The sequence below is a fragment of the Pseudomonas sp. 008 genome (assembly GCF_016861935.1).
Lineage (GTDB): Bacteria > Pseudomonadota > Gammaproteobacteria > Pseudomonadales > Pseudomonadaceae > Aquipseudomonas.
On sequence record NZ_BOMA01000011.1, the window covers coordinates 151,096 to 166,506 of the forward strand.

Consider the following 15,411-nt stretch of genomic DNA (forward strand, 5'->3'; position numbering starts at 1 on the left):
GCCGACAAATCGCGCCTACTATATCCAAGAATCGTCACTAGCTTAAGGCCCAAGGTGCAAATGAAACGATCTGCTTTCTTTATCTCCGATGGCACCGGCATTACCGCCGAAACCCTCGGCCAAAGCCTGCTGGCGCAGTTCGAAAACATTACCTTCAGCAAAATCATACGACCGTATATCGACGACGTAGATAAAGCGCGGGCCATGGTACAACAAATCAACAAAGCCGCCGAAAACGATGGTTTTCGTCCGATTATTTTCGACACCATTGTCAATCAGGACATTCGTGAGATTCTCGCAACGTCGAATGGTTTCATGATCGACATTTTCTCGACCTTCCTGGCGCCCCTTGAACAGGAGCTGACCGAGCATTCTTCCTACACCGTCGGCAAATCCCACTCCATCGGCCATAACTCCAATTACATGGAGCGCATCGAGGCGGTGAACTTCGCCCTCGACAATGACGATGGCGCCCGCACGCACTATTACGACAAAGCTGACCTGATACTAGTAGGCGTGTCGCGATGCGGCAAAACACCGACGTGTTTGTACATGGCCATGCAATTCGGCATCCGCGCAGCCAACTATCCGCTGACCGAAGACGACATGGAGCGTCTGCAACTGCCGACCGCCCTGCGCGCCCACCAGCACAAGCTGTTCGGCCTGACCATCGATCCGGACCGCCTCACCGCAATCCGCAACGAACGCAAGCCCAACAGCCGCTATTCGAGCTACGCGCAGTGCGAATTCGAAGTGCGCGAGGTGGAGAATCTGTTCCGACGCGAGAACATTCCCCACATCAATTCAACGCATTTCTCCGTGGAAGAGATTTCGGCGAAGATTCTGGTGGAAAAAGGTGTGGAGCGGCGGTTCAAGTAGCTTCCCGGCGCCTGCTCCACCGCCTTCGCGGGCAAGCCTTGCTCCTACAGGGTTCGGTGTGAATCACGTGACCTGTAGGAGCCAGGCTTGCCCGCGAAGAACGATAACGCGGCCAGCTAGATCACAAACAAATCCACAAACCGGTTCACCGGCGTCGCCTCAAGTGCTGCCGGGTCCTTGCACAGCGCAAGGATCTCGGCACTCCGCTGAGCCGTGAAGCGCGTCGCCAGGTTGGCCTTGAACTTGTCTTCCAGCAACGGAATGCCATCAGCACGGCGCCGGCGATGACCAATCGGGTACTCCACCACCACGTTATCGGTGCTGGAACCATCCTTGAAGAACACCTGCAGCGCATTGGCGATGGAGCGTTTGTCCGGTTCCAGGTATTCGCGGGTGAAACGCGGGTCTTCGACAATGACCATCTTGTCGCGTAGCACATCGATAATCGGGTGCGCGGCGTGGAAGTCGTCTTCGTACTGCTCAGCTACCAGATTGCCGAATACCAGAGGCACGGCGGTCATGTACTGGAGGCAGTGATCGCGGTCCGCGGCGTTGGCCAGCGGGCCGACCTTGGAGATGATACGGATCGCTGATTCGTGGGTGGTGATAACGATCCTGTCGATTTCATGCAGGCGATTCCTGACCAATGGATGCAGGGTGACGGCTGCTTCGCAGGCCGTTTGCGCGTGGAACTCGGCGGGAAAGCTGATCTTGAACAGCACGTTTTCCATCACATAGCTGCCGAACGGCCGGGAAAAACTGAAAGCACGCTTGCCTTCAGGCTTGAGCCCCAGGTCGTTGTTGGTGTGGCTGAACAGTACATCGTAGAAACCCCATTGCTTGGCGGTCAGTACGCCGGGGATGCCCATCTCACCATGCATCGCAATGTCCGCCAGACGCACGCCCCGACTGGTCGCATCTCCGGCCGCCCAGGATTTACGCGATCCGGCGTTCGGCGCATGCCGGTAAGTGCGCAGCGCCTGGCCGTCGGCAAAGGCATGGGACAACGCCGACAGCAGTTGCTCGCGATTGGCGCCCATGAGTTTGGCAGTGACGGCGGTCGAGGCGACTTTCACCAGAATCACGTGATCGAGACCGACGCGGTTGAACGAATTTTCCAGGGCGATCACGCCCTGAATCTCGTGCGCCATGATCATGGCTTCCAGCACAGCGCGAATGGTCAACGGGGCGTCGCCATTGGCCAGGCGCTTTTGCGACAGGTGGTCGGCCACCGCGAGAATACCGCCGAGGTTATCGGACGGATGCCCCCATTCGGCGGCGAGCCAGGTGTCGTTGTAATCGAGCCAGCGGACGATGCAACCGATGTCCCAAGCGGCCTTGACCGGGTCGAGACGATAGCTGGTGCCGGGCACGCGGGCGCCGCAGGGGACGACAGTGCCTTCGACGATAGGACCCAGGTGTTTGGTGCATTCGGGGAAACGCAGCGCCAGTAAGCCGCAGCCAAGGGTGTCCATCAGGCAATTGCGGGCAGTATCAAGCGCCTCGGGCGACTGGATGGTGAAATTGAGGACGTAGTCGGCGATGTCCTGCAGAACCGTGTCGTAGTCGGGGCGGGTGTTCAGGTCGACGTTGGCGCTCATGTTCGATTCACTCTTGAAGTGGTTCGTTGATGGGACCTCGGTTCAGGGTAGTCTCAGTCGGTACAACACTCTTGTTTTGGAAATGCATCACCTGTGGGAGCGGCGCTTCCACAGGGATTTGTGTATGCCTGGATTGAGGTTAGAAACAATCCCCCGGCACACGGACATATCCTTCCATCAACACCCGCGCACTGCGGCTCATGATGGCTTTTTTCACCGTCCACTCACCGTTGACCTGAGCGGCCTCGGCGCCCACGCGCAAGGTGCCGGACGGATGACCGAAGCGCACGGCGTTGCGTTCAATGCCGCCCGCCGCCAGATTGACCAGCGTGCCGGAAATCGCCGCCGCCGTGCCGATCGCCACCGCGGCCGTGCCCATCATGGCGTGGTGCAGCTTGCCCATGGACAGCGCGCGCACCAGCAGGTCGATGTCGGTGGCTGCGATTTTCTTGCCGCTGGACGCAATGTAATCCGCAGGTTTGGCGACGAACGCGACCTTCGGCGTGTGCTGGCGCTTGGCGGCTTCATCCAGGTGTTCAATCAGCCCCATGCGCAGCGCACCGTAAGCGCGGATGGTTTCGAACATTGCCAAAGCCTCCAGGTCACTGTTGATCGCGCCCTGCAACTCGGTGCCGGTGTAGCCGATGTCTTCGGCATTGATGAATATGGTCGGGATGCCAGCGTTGATCAGGGTAGCCTTGAGCGTGCCGACACCTGGCACTTCAAGGTCGTCCACCAGATTGCCGGTGGGGAACATCGAGCCACCGCCACCCTCTTCTTCCGCCGCCGGATCCATGAATTCGAGCTGCACTTCGGCGGCCGGAAAGGTCACGCCGTCGAGTTCGAAATCACCGGTTTCCTGCACCTCGCCATTGGTGATCGGGACATGAGCGATGATGGTCTTGCCGATGTTGGCCTGCCACACGCGCACCACCGCCACACCGTTGTGCGGAATGCGGCTGGCATCCACCAGGCCATTGCTGACGGCGAACGAACCGACCGCCGCCGACAGGTTGCCGCAGTTGCCGCTCCAGTCGACGAAAGGTTTGTCGATGGCGACCTGACCGAACAGGTAATCGACGTCGTGATCGGCCTTGATGCTTTTCGACAGGATCACGGTTTTGCTGGTGCTGGATGTCGCGCCGCCCATGCCGTCGATTTGCTTCTCGTACGGATCGGGACTGCCGATCACGCGCAGCAACAAGGCATCGCGGGCGGTGCCTGGCATCTGCGCCGCTTCGGGCAAATCCTTGAGGCTGAAGAACACGCCTTTGCTGGTGCCGCCGCGCATGTAGGTGGCAGGGATTTTTATCTGAGATGCGTGAGCCATATTGATCCTGTATGGCCAGCGCGGGACTTGAAATCCCGCGCGGCTCGTCGTGTTAAACGGCAACCGCCGACTCTTCGAGGAAGTCCTGAGCGAAACGCTGCAACACGCCGCCGGCCTCGTAGATCGACACTTCTTCGGCGGTGTCGAGGCGGCAGGTCACCGGCACTTCGACGCGTTCACCGTTCTTGCGGTTGATCACCAGCGTCAACGTCGCGCGCGGGGTGCGATCGCCGATCACGTCATAGGTTTCGCTGCCATCTATCCCTAAGGTTTTACGATTGGTACCCGGCAGGAACTCCAGCGGCAACACGCCCATGCCCACCAGGTTGGTGCGGTGAATGCGCTCGAAACCTTCGGCGGCAATCGCTTCCACCCCCGCCAGACGCACGCCTTTGGCCGCCCAGTCCCGGGACGAACCCTGGCCATAGTCGGCACCGGCAATGATGATCAGCGGCTGCTTGCGTTCCATGTAGGTTTCGATGGCTTCCCACATGCGCATCACTTTGCCTTCCGGCTCCACGCGGGCAAGAGAACCCTGCTTGACCTTGCCGTTTTCCTGCACCATTTCATTGAACAGTTTCGGGTTGGCGAAGGTTGCGCGCTGCGCGGTCAAGTGGTCGCCGCGGTGCGTGGCGTAGGAGTTGAAGTCCTCTTCCGGCAGGCCCATTTTCGCCAGGTACTCACCCGCCGCGCTGTCGAGCATGATCGCGTTCGAAGGCGACAGGTGATCGGTGGTGATGTTGTCCGGCAGCACCGCCAGCGGGCGCATGCCCTTGAGCGGACGCGCGCCGGCCAGCGCGCCTTCCCAGTACGGCGGACGACGGATGTAGGTGCTCATCTCGCGCCAGTCGTACAGCGGCGTGACTTTCGGGCCGGTATCTTCGTGGATGGCGAACATCGGAATGTACACCTGGCGGAACTGCTCCGGCTTGACCGAGGCCTTGACCACCGCGTCGACTTCTTCGTCGCTCGGCCAGATGTCTTTCAGGCGGATTTCCTTGCCATCGACCACGCCCAGTACATCTTTTTCGATGTCGAAACGGATGGTGCCGGCGATGGCATAAGCCACCACCAATGGCGGCGATGCGAGGAACGCCTGCTTGGCGTACGGGTGAATCCGCCCGTCGAAGTTGCGGTTGCCGGAGAGTACGGCGGTGGCGTACAGGTCGCGGTCGATGATCTCTTGCTGGATCACCGGATCCAGCGCACCAGACATGCCGTTGCAGGTAGTGCAAGCGAAGGCCACGACGCCGAAGCCGAGTTGCTCCAGCTCTTTGGTCAGGCCGGCTTCATCCAGATACAGCGCCACGGTTTTCGAACCGGGTGCCAGGGACGACTTGACCCATGGCTTGCGGGTCAGCCCAAGCTTGTTGGCATTGCGCGCCAGCAGGCCGGCGGCAATGACGTTGCGCGGGTTGCTGGTGTTGGTGCAACTGGTGATGGCAGCGATGATCACCGCGCCGTCCGGCATCTGGCCGGGCACATCTTCCCACTGGCCGGAGATGCCTTTGGCAGCCAGATCCGAGGTCGCAACACGCGCATGCGGGTTGCTCGGGCCTGCCATGTTGCGCACCACCGAGGACAGGTCGAAGCTCAGCCCACGCTCGTACTGCGCGCCTTTGAGGCTGTCGGCCCACAGGCCGGTCTGTTTGGCGTAGTTCTCGACCAGTTGCACTTGCTCGTCTTCACGGCCGGTGAGTTTCAGGTAGTCGATGGTCTGCTGGTCGATGTAGAACATTGCCGCAGTGGCGCCGTATTCCGGGGCCATGTTGGAAATGGTCGCGCGGTCGCCGAGGGTGAGGTTTGACGCGCCTTCACCAAAGAACTCCAGCCATGCGCCAACGACTTTTTGTTTGCGCAGGTATTCGGTCAGCGCCAACACCATGTCGGTGGCGGTGATGCCCGGTTGCAGCTTGCCAGTGAGTTCAACGCCAACGCTTTCCGGCAGACGCATCCACGATGCGCGGCCGAGCATCACGCTTTCCGCTTCCAGACCACCAACGCCGATGGCGATCACACCCAGCGCATCGACGTGTGGCGTGTGACTGTCAGTACCCACGCAGGTATCAGGGAAAGCCACGCCGTCGCGCACCTGGATCACCGGCGACATTTTCTCCAGGTTGATCTGGTGCATGATCCCGTTGCCCGGCGGGATCACGTCGACGTTCTTGAAGGCTTTCTTGGTCCAGTTGATGAAGTGGAAACGGTCTTCGTTGCGACGGTCTTCGATGGCGCGGTTCTTTTCGAACGCCTTGGGATCGAAGCCGCCGGACTCGACGGCCAGCGAGTGATCGACGATCAATTGCGTTGGCACCACCGGGTTCACTTGCGCCGGGTCGCCGCCTTGCAGGGCGATGGCATCGCGCAAGCCGGCAAGGTCCACCAGGGCGGTCTGGCCGAGAATGTCGTGGCACACCACGCGGGCCGGAAACCACGGGAAGTCGAGGTCGCGTTTGCGCTCGATCAGTTGTTTCAGGGAATCGGTGAGCGTGGCCGGGTCGCAGCGACGCACGAGGTTTTCCGCCAGCACGCGGGAGGTGTACGGCAGGGTGTCGTAGGCGCCGGGTGCAATGGCATCGACCGCCGCACGGACGTCGAAATAATCCAGAGAGCTGCCGGGCAGCGGTTTGCGGAATTCAGTATTCATCGTCAGGACTCGGTCACGGTAATTTCAATAGGTAGGCGCCTGGCACCGGGCCGAACCCCGACCTGCGGGGTTCCCGGTTCCTTCAGTAACCAGTACCGGCGCCCTCCCCGGTCAGCGTTGTTCGATTGGCACGAACTTGCGCTGTTCGACGCCGACGTACTCGGCGCTCGGGCGGATGATGCGATTGTTGGCACGTTGTTCGAACACATGCGCCGCCCAGCCGGTCAGGCGTGAGCAGACGAAGATCGGTGTGAACAACTTGGTCGGGATGCCCATGAAGTGGTACGTCGAGGCGTGGTAGAAGTCGGCGTTCGGGAACAGTTTCTTCTGTTCCCACATGGTTGCGTCGATGGCTTCTGAAACCGGGAACAACACCGTGTCGCCCACTTCGTCGGCGAGTTTTTTCGACCAGCCCTTGATCACCTCATTGCGCGGATCGTTGTCCTTATAGATCGCGTGGCCGAAGCCCATGATCTTGTCCTTGCGTGCCAGCATGCCGAGGGTGCCCTCGACCGCCTCTTCCGGCGAGCTGAAGCGCTCGATCATTTCCATCGCCGCTTCGTTGGCCCCGCCGTGCAGCGGGCCGCGCAGGGAACCGATGGCGGCTGTAATGCAGGAATACAGATCCGACAGCGTCGAGGCACACACCCGGGCGGTGAAGGTCGAGGCGTTGAATTCGTGTTCCGCGTAGAGGATCAGCGAAACGTTCATCACCTTGACGTGCAACTCGCTCGGCTTCTTGTCGTGCAACAGGTGCAGGAAATGGCCGCCGATGCAGGCTTCGTCGGTCACGCAGTTGATGCGCTTGCCGTCGTGGCTGAAGCGATACCAGTAGCACATGATCGCCGGAAACGCGGCCAGCAGGCGGTCGGTTTTGTCGTGCTGCTCGGAGAAATCCTTCTCCGGCTCGATGTTGCCCAGGAACGAGCAACCGGTGCGCATCACATCCATCGGATGGGCGTCGGCAGGGATGCGCTCCAGCACTTCTTTCAGCGCTTGCGGCAGGTCGCGCAGCTTGCTTAGTTTCTCGGTATAGCCGGCCAGTTGTAACTGGGTCGGCAGTTCACCGTACAGCAGCAGGTAAGCCACTTCTTCGAACTGTGCGTCCGCCGCCAGTTCGCGCACGTCGTAACCGCGATAGGTCAGGCCGGCGCCCGACTGGCCCACGGTGGACAGTGCGGTTTGCCCGGCAACCTGGCCACGGAGCCCGGCGCCACTGAGTACTTTTGCTTCGGCCATTGCTGTCTCCAGTTTTTGAATTTGTTAGGGAATCTGCAACTTCTATACGGTTATCTTATTTTCGTAGCAGCTGCCGAGCCTGCGAGGCTGCGTTCGGCTGCGCAGCAGTCGTAAACCCTGCATACGCGGTGTATCTGAAAGACCGAATTGCCTGGCTTGGCGAGCCCTTCGGTCTCGAACGCAGCCTCGCAAGCTCGGCAGCTGCTACAGGGCTTTCATTACTTCTTCGCCGCAAACAACGCATCGAGCTTCTGCTCGAACGTGTGGTAATCGATACGATCGTAAAGCTCCATGCGCGTCTGCATGGTGTCGATGACGTTCTGTTGCGTGCCGTCGCGGCGGATCGCGGTGTAGACGTTTTCGGCAGCCTTGTTCATCGCGCGGAACGCCGACAGTGGGTACAGCACCAGCGACACATCGGCACCGGCGAGTTGCTCGGTGGTGTACAGCGGTGTCGCGCCGAATTCGGTGATGTTGGCCAGGATCGGCGCTTTCACGCGGCTGGCGAACAATTTGTACATCTCAAGCTCAGTGATGGCTTCCGGAAAGATCATGTCGGCGCCGGCCTCGATGCACGCGGCCGCGCGATCCAGTGCAGACTCCAGACCTTCCACCGCCAGGGCATCGGTGCGGGCCATGATCACGAAGCTGTCGTCGGTGCGGGCATCGACGGCAGCTTTGATACGGTCGACCATTTCCTGCTGCGAGACGATCTCTTTATTGGGACGATGACCGCAACGCTTGGCGCCGACTTGGTCTTCGATGTGAATTGCCGCCGCGCCGAACTTGATCATCGACTTGACGGTACGGGCGACGTTGAACGCCGAGGAACCGAAACCGGTGTCCACGTCCACCAGCAGCGGCAGGTCGCAAACGTCGGTGATGCGGCGCACGTCGGTCAGCACGTCATCCAGGCCGGTAATGCCCAGGTCCGGCACGCCGAGGGAGCCGGCAGCCACCCCGCCCCCCGACAAGTAAATAGCCTTGAAACCGGCGCGCTTGGCCAGCAGCGCGTGGTTGGCGTTGATCGTGCCGACCACTTGCAGCGGATGTTCGCTGGCGACCGCATCGCGGAAACGCTGGCCTGGAGTGCTCTTGTTGGAACTCATGACTCACCTCGTTCAGTGGCTGTCGGGTTAGCGCCGTCCTGGTAGTGACGGGCGATATTGCGTTTGGAGGCGCCGATGTGACGGCGCATCAACAACTCGGCCAGCTCACCGTCACGGTCGGCGATGGCATCGAGAATTCGGTGGTGCTCGGCAAACGCCTGGCGTGGCCGATTGGGCGTGGTGGAAAACTGGATGCGGTACATGCGCACCAGTTGATAGAGCTCGCCGCAGAGCATCTGGGTCAGGGTGCGGTTGCCGCTGCCCTGGATGATCCGGTAATGAAAGTCGAAATCGCCTTCCTGCTGGTAATAGCCGACGCCTGCCTGAAACGCCGCATCGCGCTCGTGGGTTTCCAGCACCCGGCGCAGCTCGTCGATTTCTTCAACGGTCATGCGTTCAGCCGCCAGACGGCAAGCCATGCCTTCCAGGGATTCGCGGATTTCGTAGAGTTCCAGCAATTCGGCGTGACTCAACGACACCACCCGCGCCCCGACGTGCGGCACGCGAACCAGCAGGCGCTGGCCTTCCAGTCGGTGGATCGCCTCACGCAACGGCCCGCGGCTGATGCCGTAGGTGCGCGCCAGCTCCGGCTCGGAGATCTTGCTGCCCGGGGCGATCTCACCCTTGACGATGGCCGCCTGAATGCGTCGGAAGACGTTTTCGGAAAGTGTTTCCGAGTCGTCCTGAACCGTGACCGGGGGATCGAGTTGATCCAGCATATTGTCGACACCTTTAAAAGCAGTGTCGCAAAAATTAGCGAATAAGGCCGGTTACGTCAAAGGATAAATAGATATTGTCGACAATCGTCTAATAACCGCTTGCACCATAAAGAAGCAGCACCCCCGATTACAGCCGTCCGCCAGCGCTGGCGCCGTAAAACCACCGTGCTAGAATGCCGCCCGCATTTGCTTGTCATCTGCATTGCCTGTCATAAAAAAAGGATAGGCATACGAGGGAGCTTGTGCAGCAATGCCAGGGCCTTGAATTGAAGAACGGACCGCTGCGCATCAGGATTTATGAGACTCAAGCTCTTCACCACATTTCTTTGTCTTCTTGGCCTGTCAGGTTTTGCCGCCGCAGGGGAAAAGACTGTGTACGGCCTCAATGAGTACGCGTCGCTGGATGGCATCAACCTGGAAGTTGCTGCCAAACTCGACACCGGGGCGAAAACCGCCTCGCTGAGCGCCCGCGACATCAAACGGTTCAAACGCAATGGCGAATCCTGGGTGCGCTTCTATCTGGCCATCGACGCCGCGCATTCGCACCCGATTGAACGACCGCTGGCCCGTGTCAGCAAGATCAAGCGCCGGGCCGGCGACTACGACCCGGAAGAAGGCAAGAAGTACACCGCCCGTCCGGTCATCGAGCTGGATATCTGCATGGGGTCGGCTTTACGCAGTATTGAAGTGAACCTGACTGACCGCAGTGCCTTCCAATACCCGCTCTTGATCGGCTCCGAGGCACTCAAGCGTTTCGATGCGCTGGTCGATCCAAGTCTTAAATACGCTGCTGGCAAACCTGCCTGCGCCACCGACGCACATACCGCAGAGTAATTCCAATGCGCTCTCTTACCCTCCATCTGAAATTGCTGATCGCCATCCTGGTGGTGCTGGGCATTTCAGTTACGGCCTATCAGATTTTCGTGCTCGGTATTCCGGTGACTGAAGACGCCACCGATGACTTGTGGAACATCGACGCCAAGGTCGAGTTCGTCGCCAACGCCAAAGACCCGATCAAGATCCAGATGTTCGTACCGCCGCTGAGCCGCGACTACGTGAGCCTTAACGAGAGTTTCATTTCCAATAACTACGGTGTGGCAGTGAACCGTGTCGACGGCAACCGCAAGGTCACCTGGTCGGCGCGTCGGGCCAAGGGCAACCAGACCCTTTATTACCGCCTGGTGCTGACCAAGCGCTACACCGGCGAAAAATCCAAGGTCAAAGGGGCGACCTTCCGCGACAGCATCGCCGTCGAAGGCCCGGAAAAAATCGCCGCCGAAGCCTTGCTCGCGCCGATCCGCCAGCATTCGGCTGACGTCGAAACTTTCATCGGCGAAGCCATCAAGCGTGTCAACAACCTCAACGACGACAACGTGAAACTGCTGCTGGCCGGCGATCCGTCCACCGCGAACAAAGCCAAAATCGTCGAGCTGGTTCTGTCCATCGCCCACGTGCCGGTGGAAAAGGTCCATACCATCCGCCTGGTGGCCGATCAGCCGCAAACGCCTGAACTCTGGCTGCGCAGCTTCAACGGCACCGACTGGCTGTACTTCAACCCGGAAACCGGCGAACAGGGACTGCCCACCGACCGCTTGCTGTGGTGGACCGGCGATGAAAACCTGATCACCGTCGATGGCGGCAAGAAAGCCAACGTCACCTTCAGCCTGAACAACAGCGAAATGAACGCCATTCGCCTGGCCAAGCTGACCGACGAGAACTCCGACGCCAATTTCCTCGATTACTCGCTGTACGGCCTGCCGCTGGAAACCCAGCAGACCTTCATGATCATGGTGATGATCCCGATCGGCGTGCTCGTGATCCTGATCCTGCGCAACCTGATCGGCATCCAGACACTCGGCACCTTTACCCCGGTGCTGATCGCCCTCGCCTTCCGGGAAACCCAACTCGGCTTCGGCATCGTGCTATTTACCATCATCACGGCGCTGGGGCTGTCGCTGCGCTCCTACCTTGAACACTTGAAACTGCAAATGCTGCCGAGATTGTCGGTGGTGCTGACCTTCGTGGTGGTGCTGATCGCAGCCATCAGTCTGTTCAGCCACAAACTCGGCCTGGAGCGCGGGTTGTCGGTGGCGCTGTTCCCGATGGTGATTCTGACCATGACCATCGAACGCCTGTCGATCACCTGGGAAGAGCGCGGCGGCGGCCATGCCATGAAAGTAGCGATCGGCACGCTGTTCGCCGCCTCCCTGGCGCACCTGATCATGAGCGTGCCGGAGCTGGTGTACTTCGTGTTCACCTTCCCGGCGGTCCTGCTGATCCTGGTGGGTTTCATGCTGGCCATGGGTCGCTATCGCGGCTACCGCCTGACCGAGCTGGTGCGTTTCAAGGCTTTCCTGAAGGAGGCTGACGCCTGATGTTCGGTCTCTGGAAGACCTGGAAAGCCCTGGAGGCCCGGGGCATCATGGGGATCAATCGGCGTAACGCCGACTACGTGCTCAAGTACAACAAGCGCAGCCTGTACCCGATCGTCGATGACAAGATCATCACCAAGGAGCGCGCCATCGCCGCCGGCATCCACGTGCCGGAGCTGTACGGCGTGATCTCCACCGAGAAGGAAATCGATAACCTCAAGGAGATCATCGGCGGGCGCACCGACTTCGTGATCAAACCGGCCCAGGGCGCCGGCGGCGACGGCATCATTGTGGTTGCCGACCGGTTCGAGGGGCGCTATCGCACAGTGTCCGGCAAAATCATCGCCCATGAGGAACTCGAGCACCATATCTCGAGCATCCTCACCGGCCTGTACTCCCTGGGCGGGCACCGCGACCGTGCACTGATCGAATACCGCGTGACCCCGGACCAGATCTTCAAAAGCATCAGCTATGAAGGTGTGCCGGACATCCGCATCATCGTGCTGATGGGCTATCCGGTGATGGCCATGCTGCGCCTGCCGACCCGACAGTCCGGCGGCAAGGCCAACCTGCACCAGGGCGCCATCGGCGTCGGTGTCGACCTGGCCACCGGCCTGACATTGCGCGGCACCTGGCTGAACAACATCATCAACAAACACCCGGACACCACCAACGCGGTAGACGGCGTGCAACTGCCCTACTGGGACGGCTTCATGAAACTGGCCGCCGGCTGTTATGAGCTGTGCGGGCTGGGCTACATCGGTGTCGACATGGTGCTTGACCAGGAGAAAGGGCCGCTGATTCTTGAGCTCAATGCCCGGCCTGGGTTGAACATTCAGATCGCCAACGATTGCGGGCTGACGTTGCGTACCCACGCGGTCGAGGCGCGACTCGAAGAGCTGAAGGCGCGCGGGATCACCGAAACGGCGCAGGAACGTGTGGCGTTCGTTCAGGAATTGTTTGGGCATATTCCGGCGGTTGAGGGCTGACCTGTGGCGAGGAGGCTTGCCCCCGTTCGGCTGCGCAGCAGTCGTAAAACCGGCTAATGCGGGTTATCTGATACACCGGGGGAGAATGACGTGGGGTCGCTGCGCAACCCAACGGGGGCAAGCCCCCTCGCCACAGGTCTTGCGCAGCTGCTCTCAACCTGCCAATCCCCGACATCCCCTCTAGGAGCAAATCCTGCAGAGGACTACAATCGCTCCCCCGCCTCGTTGGCTGATCTGCCCCGCCCATGTTGACCTGTTCTGTACACCCGCTGCCCTATCGCGCCAACCCCGCCGAGTACTTCGCGGCGATTCGTCATGCCCCCGGTGCCGTGCTGCTCGACAGCGGCCGGCCGAGCGCCGAGCGTGGGCGTTTTGACCTGCTCAGCGCCTGGCCGCTGGAGCAACTGGCCGTGTTGCCGGATGAAAGCGGCAGCCATTTCCTGCAACGCCTTCGCAACAACCTTACACGGCTCGGTGAAGCAACCGTCTCTGACGACCTGCCCTTCGCCGGCGGCCTGATCGGCTACCTGAGCTACGACTTCGGCCGGCATCTGGAAAACCTGCCGAGCCTGGCGCGGGACGATCTGCAATTGCCCGACGCACGCTTCGGGCTGTATGACTGGGCGCTGATCAGCGATCACCACCAGGCCACCAGTCAACTGGTGTTCCACCCGACGCTGATCGATAGCGAGCGACAACGACTGATCGAACTGTTCACTCAGCCCACCACCGAGAACATCCAGCCGTTCAAGCTGGACGGCCCGATGAGTGCCGACCTGAGCGCTGACGACTATCGGCAAGCCTTCGAACGCATTCAGCAGTACATCCAGGCTGGCGACTGCTATCAGGTCAACTTCGCCCAGCGCTTTCGCGCCCAATGCCAGGGCGATCCGTGGGCGGCCTATTGCGCGCTGCGGGCGGCTTGCCCGACACCGTTTTCCGGCTTCCAGAGCCTGCCCGACGGCGACGCGGTGCTGAGCCTGTCGCCGGAGCGCTTCGTCAAAGTCAGCGAGCGCCACGTCGAAACCCGCCCGATCAAAGGCACTCGCCCCCGCGGGCTGACCGCTGCCGAAGATGCAGCGAACGCCGCCGAACTGCTGGCCAGCCCCAAGGATCGCGCGGAAAACCTGATGATCGTCGACTTGCTGCGCAACGATCTGGGTCGTACCTGCCGTATCGGCTCGGTACGGGTGCCGGAGCTGTTCAGCCTGGAAAGCTATCCGAACGTGCATCACCTGGTGAGCAGCGTTACCGGCGAACTGGCGGATGACAAGGACGCACTGGACTTGATCGCCGGCAGCTTCCCCGGCGGCTCGATTACCGGCGCGCCAAAAATTCGCGCCATGCAGATCATCGATGAACTGGAACCGACCCGTCGCGGGTTGTATTGCGGTTCATTGCTGTATCTGGACGTGCGCGGGGAGATGGACAGTTCCATCGCCATTCGCAGTTTGTTGGTCAAGGATGGGCAGGTGTGCTGCTGGGGCGGCGGCGGGATCGTCGCGGATTCGGATTGGCAGGCGGAGTATCAGGAATCGATCACCAAGGTGAAGGTGCTGCTCGAAACGTTGCAGAACCTCTGATATCGCACTTCTGTGGCGAGGGGGCTTGCCCCCGTTGGGGTGCGAAGCGCCCCTAAAATCCGACACCGCGAATTTTCAAATAGAACGCATGCACCGGTTTGCGACTGCTTCGCAGCCGAACGGGGCGATGCGGCGTTCCGACAAGCCCCCTCGCCACAGTGTTGTGTTTACAAACTCAATGCCCGGTTCGAAGCCTTGATAAACTCCTGCTTCAACTCGGCAAAGCTGTGCACCGCAGGGAACTGCGGGAACTCGCGAATCACATTGTCCGGCGCATGGAACAGAATCCCGGCATCCGCCTCGCCCAGCATCGTCGTGTCGTTGTAGGAATCCCCCGCCGCGATCACTCGGTAGTAGAGGCTCTTGAACGCCAAAACCGACTGACGCTTGGGATCTTTCTGACGCAACTGATAGCCCGTGACCCGACCGGTATCGTCAGTGATCAGACGATGGCAGAGCAACGTAGGGAAGCCCAGTTGACGCATCAGCGGTTGGGAAAATTCGTAAAAGGTGTCCGACAGAATCACCACCTGAAAGCGCTCACGCAGCCAGTCGACAAATTCACTGGCGCCTTCCAGAGGCTTGAGCGTGGCGATCACTTCCTGGATGTCGGAGAGCTTCAGGCCATGCTCGTCGAGAATCCGCAGACGTTGCTTCATCAACACGTCGTAGTCGGGAATGTCCCGAGTGGTGGCCCTGAGGGACTCGATCCCGGTTTTTTCGGCAAAGGCGATCCAGATTTCCGGGACCAGCACACCTTCAAGATCCAGACAGGCAATTTCCACAAGACACTCCCATTGGTATTGTTTATGAGTCGAGCGAGCAAAAGGACTGCCGAACTCTAGCGACTCGCCCCCCTCCGTGCAACGCAGAGGACGCGCCAGCCACCGCAGGATTTTGTTACCATCGACGCATATAGAGCGCCCAGCGCCACCGACCTGTA

General features: G+C 60.3%; 12 protein-coding genes. 5 read left to right on the forward strand and 7 right to left on the reverse strand.

The window, feature by feature from the left end:
- Positions 1–60: 60 nt before the first annotated feature.
- Entirely contained in the window at positions 61–879 is an 819-nt protein-coding gene (locus JUI81_RS21855; RefSeq protein ID WP_007940629.1) for a pyruvate, water dikinase regulatory protein, read from the forward strand.
- 116 nt (positions 880–995) lie between these two features.
- Here JUI81_RS21855 and prpD read toward each other — a convergent pair whose 3' ends face one another.
- From prpD to JUI81_RS21885, 6 genes are all read right to left on the reverse strand, one after another.
- The gene (gene prpD, locus JUI81_RS21860) at positions 996–2,480 is read right to left on the reverse strand and encodes a 2-methylcitrate dehydratase (RefSeq protein ID WP_204125018.1); all 1,485 of its coding nucleotides are present in this window, start codon (positions 2,478–2,480) and stop codon (positions 996–998) included.
- A 139-nt stretch (positions 2,481–2,619) separates the two neighbouring features.
- A complete protein-coding gene (gene prpF, locus JUI81_RS21865) occupies positions 2,620–3,810 on the reverse strand; it encodes a 2-methylaconitate cis-trans isomerase PrpF (protein WP_019579747.1) in 1,191 nt (396 codons plus the stop codon).
- Between the two features lie 52 nt (positions 3,811–3,862).
- A complete protein-coding gene (acnD, locus tag JUI81_RS21870; protein WP_204125019.1) occupies positions 3,863–6,457 on the reverse strand; it encodes a Fe/S-dependent 2-methylisocitrate dehydratase AcnD in 2,595 nt (864 codons plus the stop codon).
- Between the two features lie 111 nt (positions 6,458–6,568).
- Positions 6,569–7,696, reverse strand: a complete 1,128-nt coding sequence (gene prpC / locus JUI81_RS21875) for a 2-methylcitrate synthase (protein ID WP_018925251.1) — start codon at positions 7,694–7,696, stop codon at positions 6,569–6,571.
- 218 nt (positions 7,697–7,914) lie between these two features.
- Entirely contained in the window at positions 7,915–8,805 is an 891-nt protein-coding gene (gene prpB / locus JUI81_RS21880; protein WP_018925250.1) for a methylisocitrate lyase, read from the reverse strand.
- Positions 8,802–9,524 carry a GntR family transcriptional regulator gene (locus JUI81_RS21885; protein WP_007902102.1) on the reverse strand — a complete coding sequence of 241 codons (723 nt, stop codon included), beginning with the start codon at positions 9,522–9,524 and terminating at the stop codon, positions 8,802–8,804. Before JUI81_RS21885 ends, prpB begins: the two co-directional genes overlap by 4 nt.
- 297 nt (positions 9,525–9,821) lie before the next feature.
- On the opposite strand from JUI81_RS21885, the gene JUI81_RS21890 reads away from it, so the two are divergent.
- The 4 genes from JUI81_RS21890 (at position 9,822) to pabB (ending at position 14,468) form a co-directional block, all read left to right on the forward strand.
- Positions 9,822–10,358 carry an ATP-dependent zinc protease gene (locus tag JUI81_RS21890; RefSeq protein WP_019579744.1) on the forward strand — a complete coding sequence of 179 codons (537 nt, stop codon included), beginning with the start codon at positions 9,822–9,824 and terminating at the stop codon, positions 10,356–10,358.
- A gap of 5 nt (positions 10,359–10,363) precedes the next feature.
- A complete protein-coding gene (locus JUI81_RS21895) occupies positions 10,364–11,899 on the forward strand; it encodes an inactive transglutaminase family protein (protein WP_019579743.1) in 1,536 nt (511 codons plus the stop codon).
- Entirely contained in the window at positions 11,899–12,885 is a 987-nt protein-coding gene (locus tag JUI81_RS21900; RefSeq protein ID WP_019579742.1) for an alpha-L-glutamate ligase-like protein, read from the forward strand. The genes JUI81_RS21895 and JUI81_RS21900 overlap by 1 nt, the downstream gene beginning before the upstream one ends.
- Before the next feature lie 245 nt (positions 12,886–13,130).
- Complete coding sequence (pabB, locus tag JUI81_RS21905; RefSeq protein WP_019579741.1) at positions 13,131–14,468, forward strand: aminodeoxychorismate synthase component I; 1,338 nt, start codon at positions 13,131–13,133, stop codon at positions 14,466–14,468.
- Between the two features lie 167 nt (positions 14,469–14,635).
- On the opposite strand, the gene thrH is transcribed toward pabB, so the two are convergent.
- Positions 14,636–15,253 (reverse strand): bifunctional phosphoserine phosphatase/homoserine phosphotransferase ThrH, encoded by a 618-nt coding sequence (gene thrH / locus JUI81_RS21910; protein ID WP_019579740.1) that lies wholly within the window; start codon positions 15,251–15,253, stop codon positions 14,636–14,638.
- Positions 15,254–15,411: the final 158 nt, after the last annotated feature.

Excerpts from the sequence above, each read along its gene's own strand:
- prpB (WP_018925250.1), bottom strand. The coding sequence starts at position 8,805 with ATGAGTTCCAACAAGAGCACTCCAGGCCAGCGTTTCCGCGATGCGGTC.
- JUI81_RS21885 (WP_007902102.1), bottom strand. The coding sequence starts at position 9,524 with ATGCTGGATCAACTCGATCCCCCGGTCACGGTTCAGGACGACTCGGAA.
- JUI81_RS21890 (WP_019579744.1), top strand. The coding sequence starts at position 9,822 with ATGAGACTCAAGCTCTTCACCACATTTCTTTGTCTTCTTGGCCTGTCA.
- pabB (WP_019579741.1), top strand. The coding sequence starts at position 13,131 with ATGTTGACCTGTTCTGTACACCCGCTGCCCTATCGCGCCAACCCCGCC.
- JUI81_RS21855 (WP_007940629.1), top strand. The coding sequence starts at position 61 with ATGAAACGATCTGCTTTCTTTATCTCCGATGGCACCGGCATTACCGCC.
- prpD (WP_204125018.1), bottom strand. The coding sequence starts at position 2,480 with ATGAGCGCCAACGTCGACCTGAACACCCGCCCCGACTACGACACGGTT.
- JUI81_RS21900 (WP_019579742.1), top strand. The coding sequence starts at position 11,899 with ATGTTCGGTCTCTGGAAGACCTGGAAAGCCCTGGAGGCCCGGGGCATC.
- JUI81_RS21895 (WP_019579743.1), top strand. The coding sequence starts at position 10,364 with ATGCGCTCTCTTACCCTCCATCTGAAATTGCTGATCGCCATCCTGGTG.
- prpC (WP_018925251.1), bottom strand. The coding sequence starts at position 7,696 with ATGGCCGAAGCAAAAGTACTCAGTGGCGCCGGGCTCCGTGGCCAGGTT.
- acnD (WP_204125019.1), bottom strand. The coding sequence starts at position 6,457 with ATGAATACTGAATTCCGCAAACCGCTGCCCGGCAGCTCTCTGGATTAT.
- prpF (WP_019579747.1), bottom strand. The coding sequence starts at position 3,810 with ATGGCTCACGCATCTCAGATAAAAATCCCTGCCACCTACATGCGCGGC.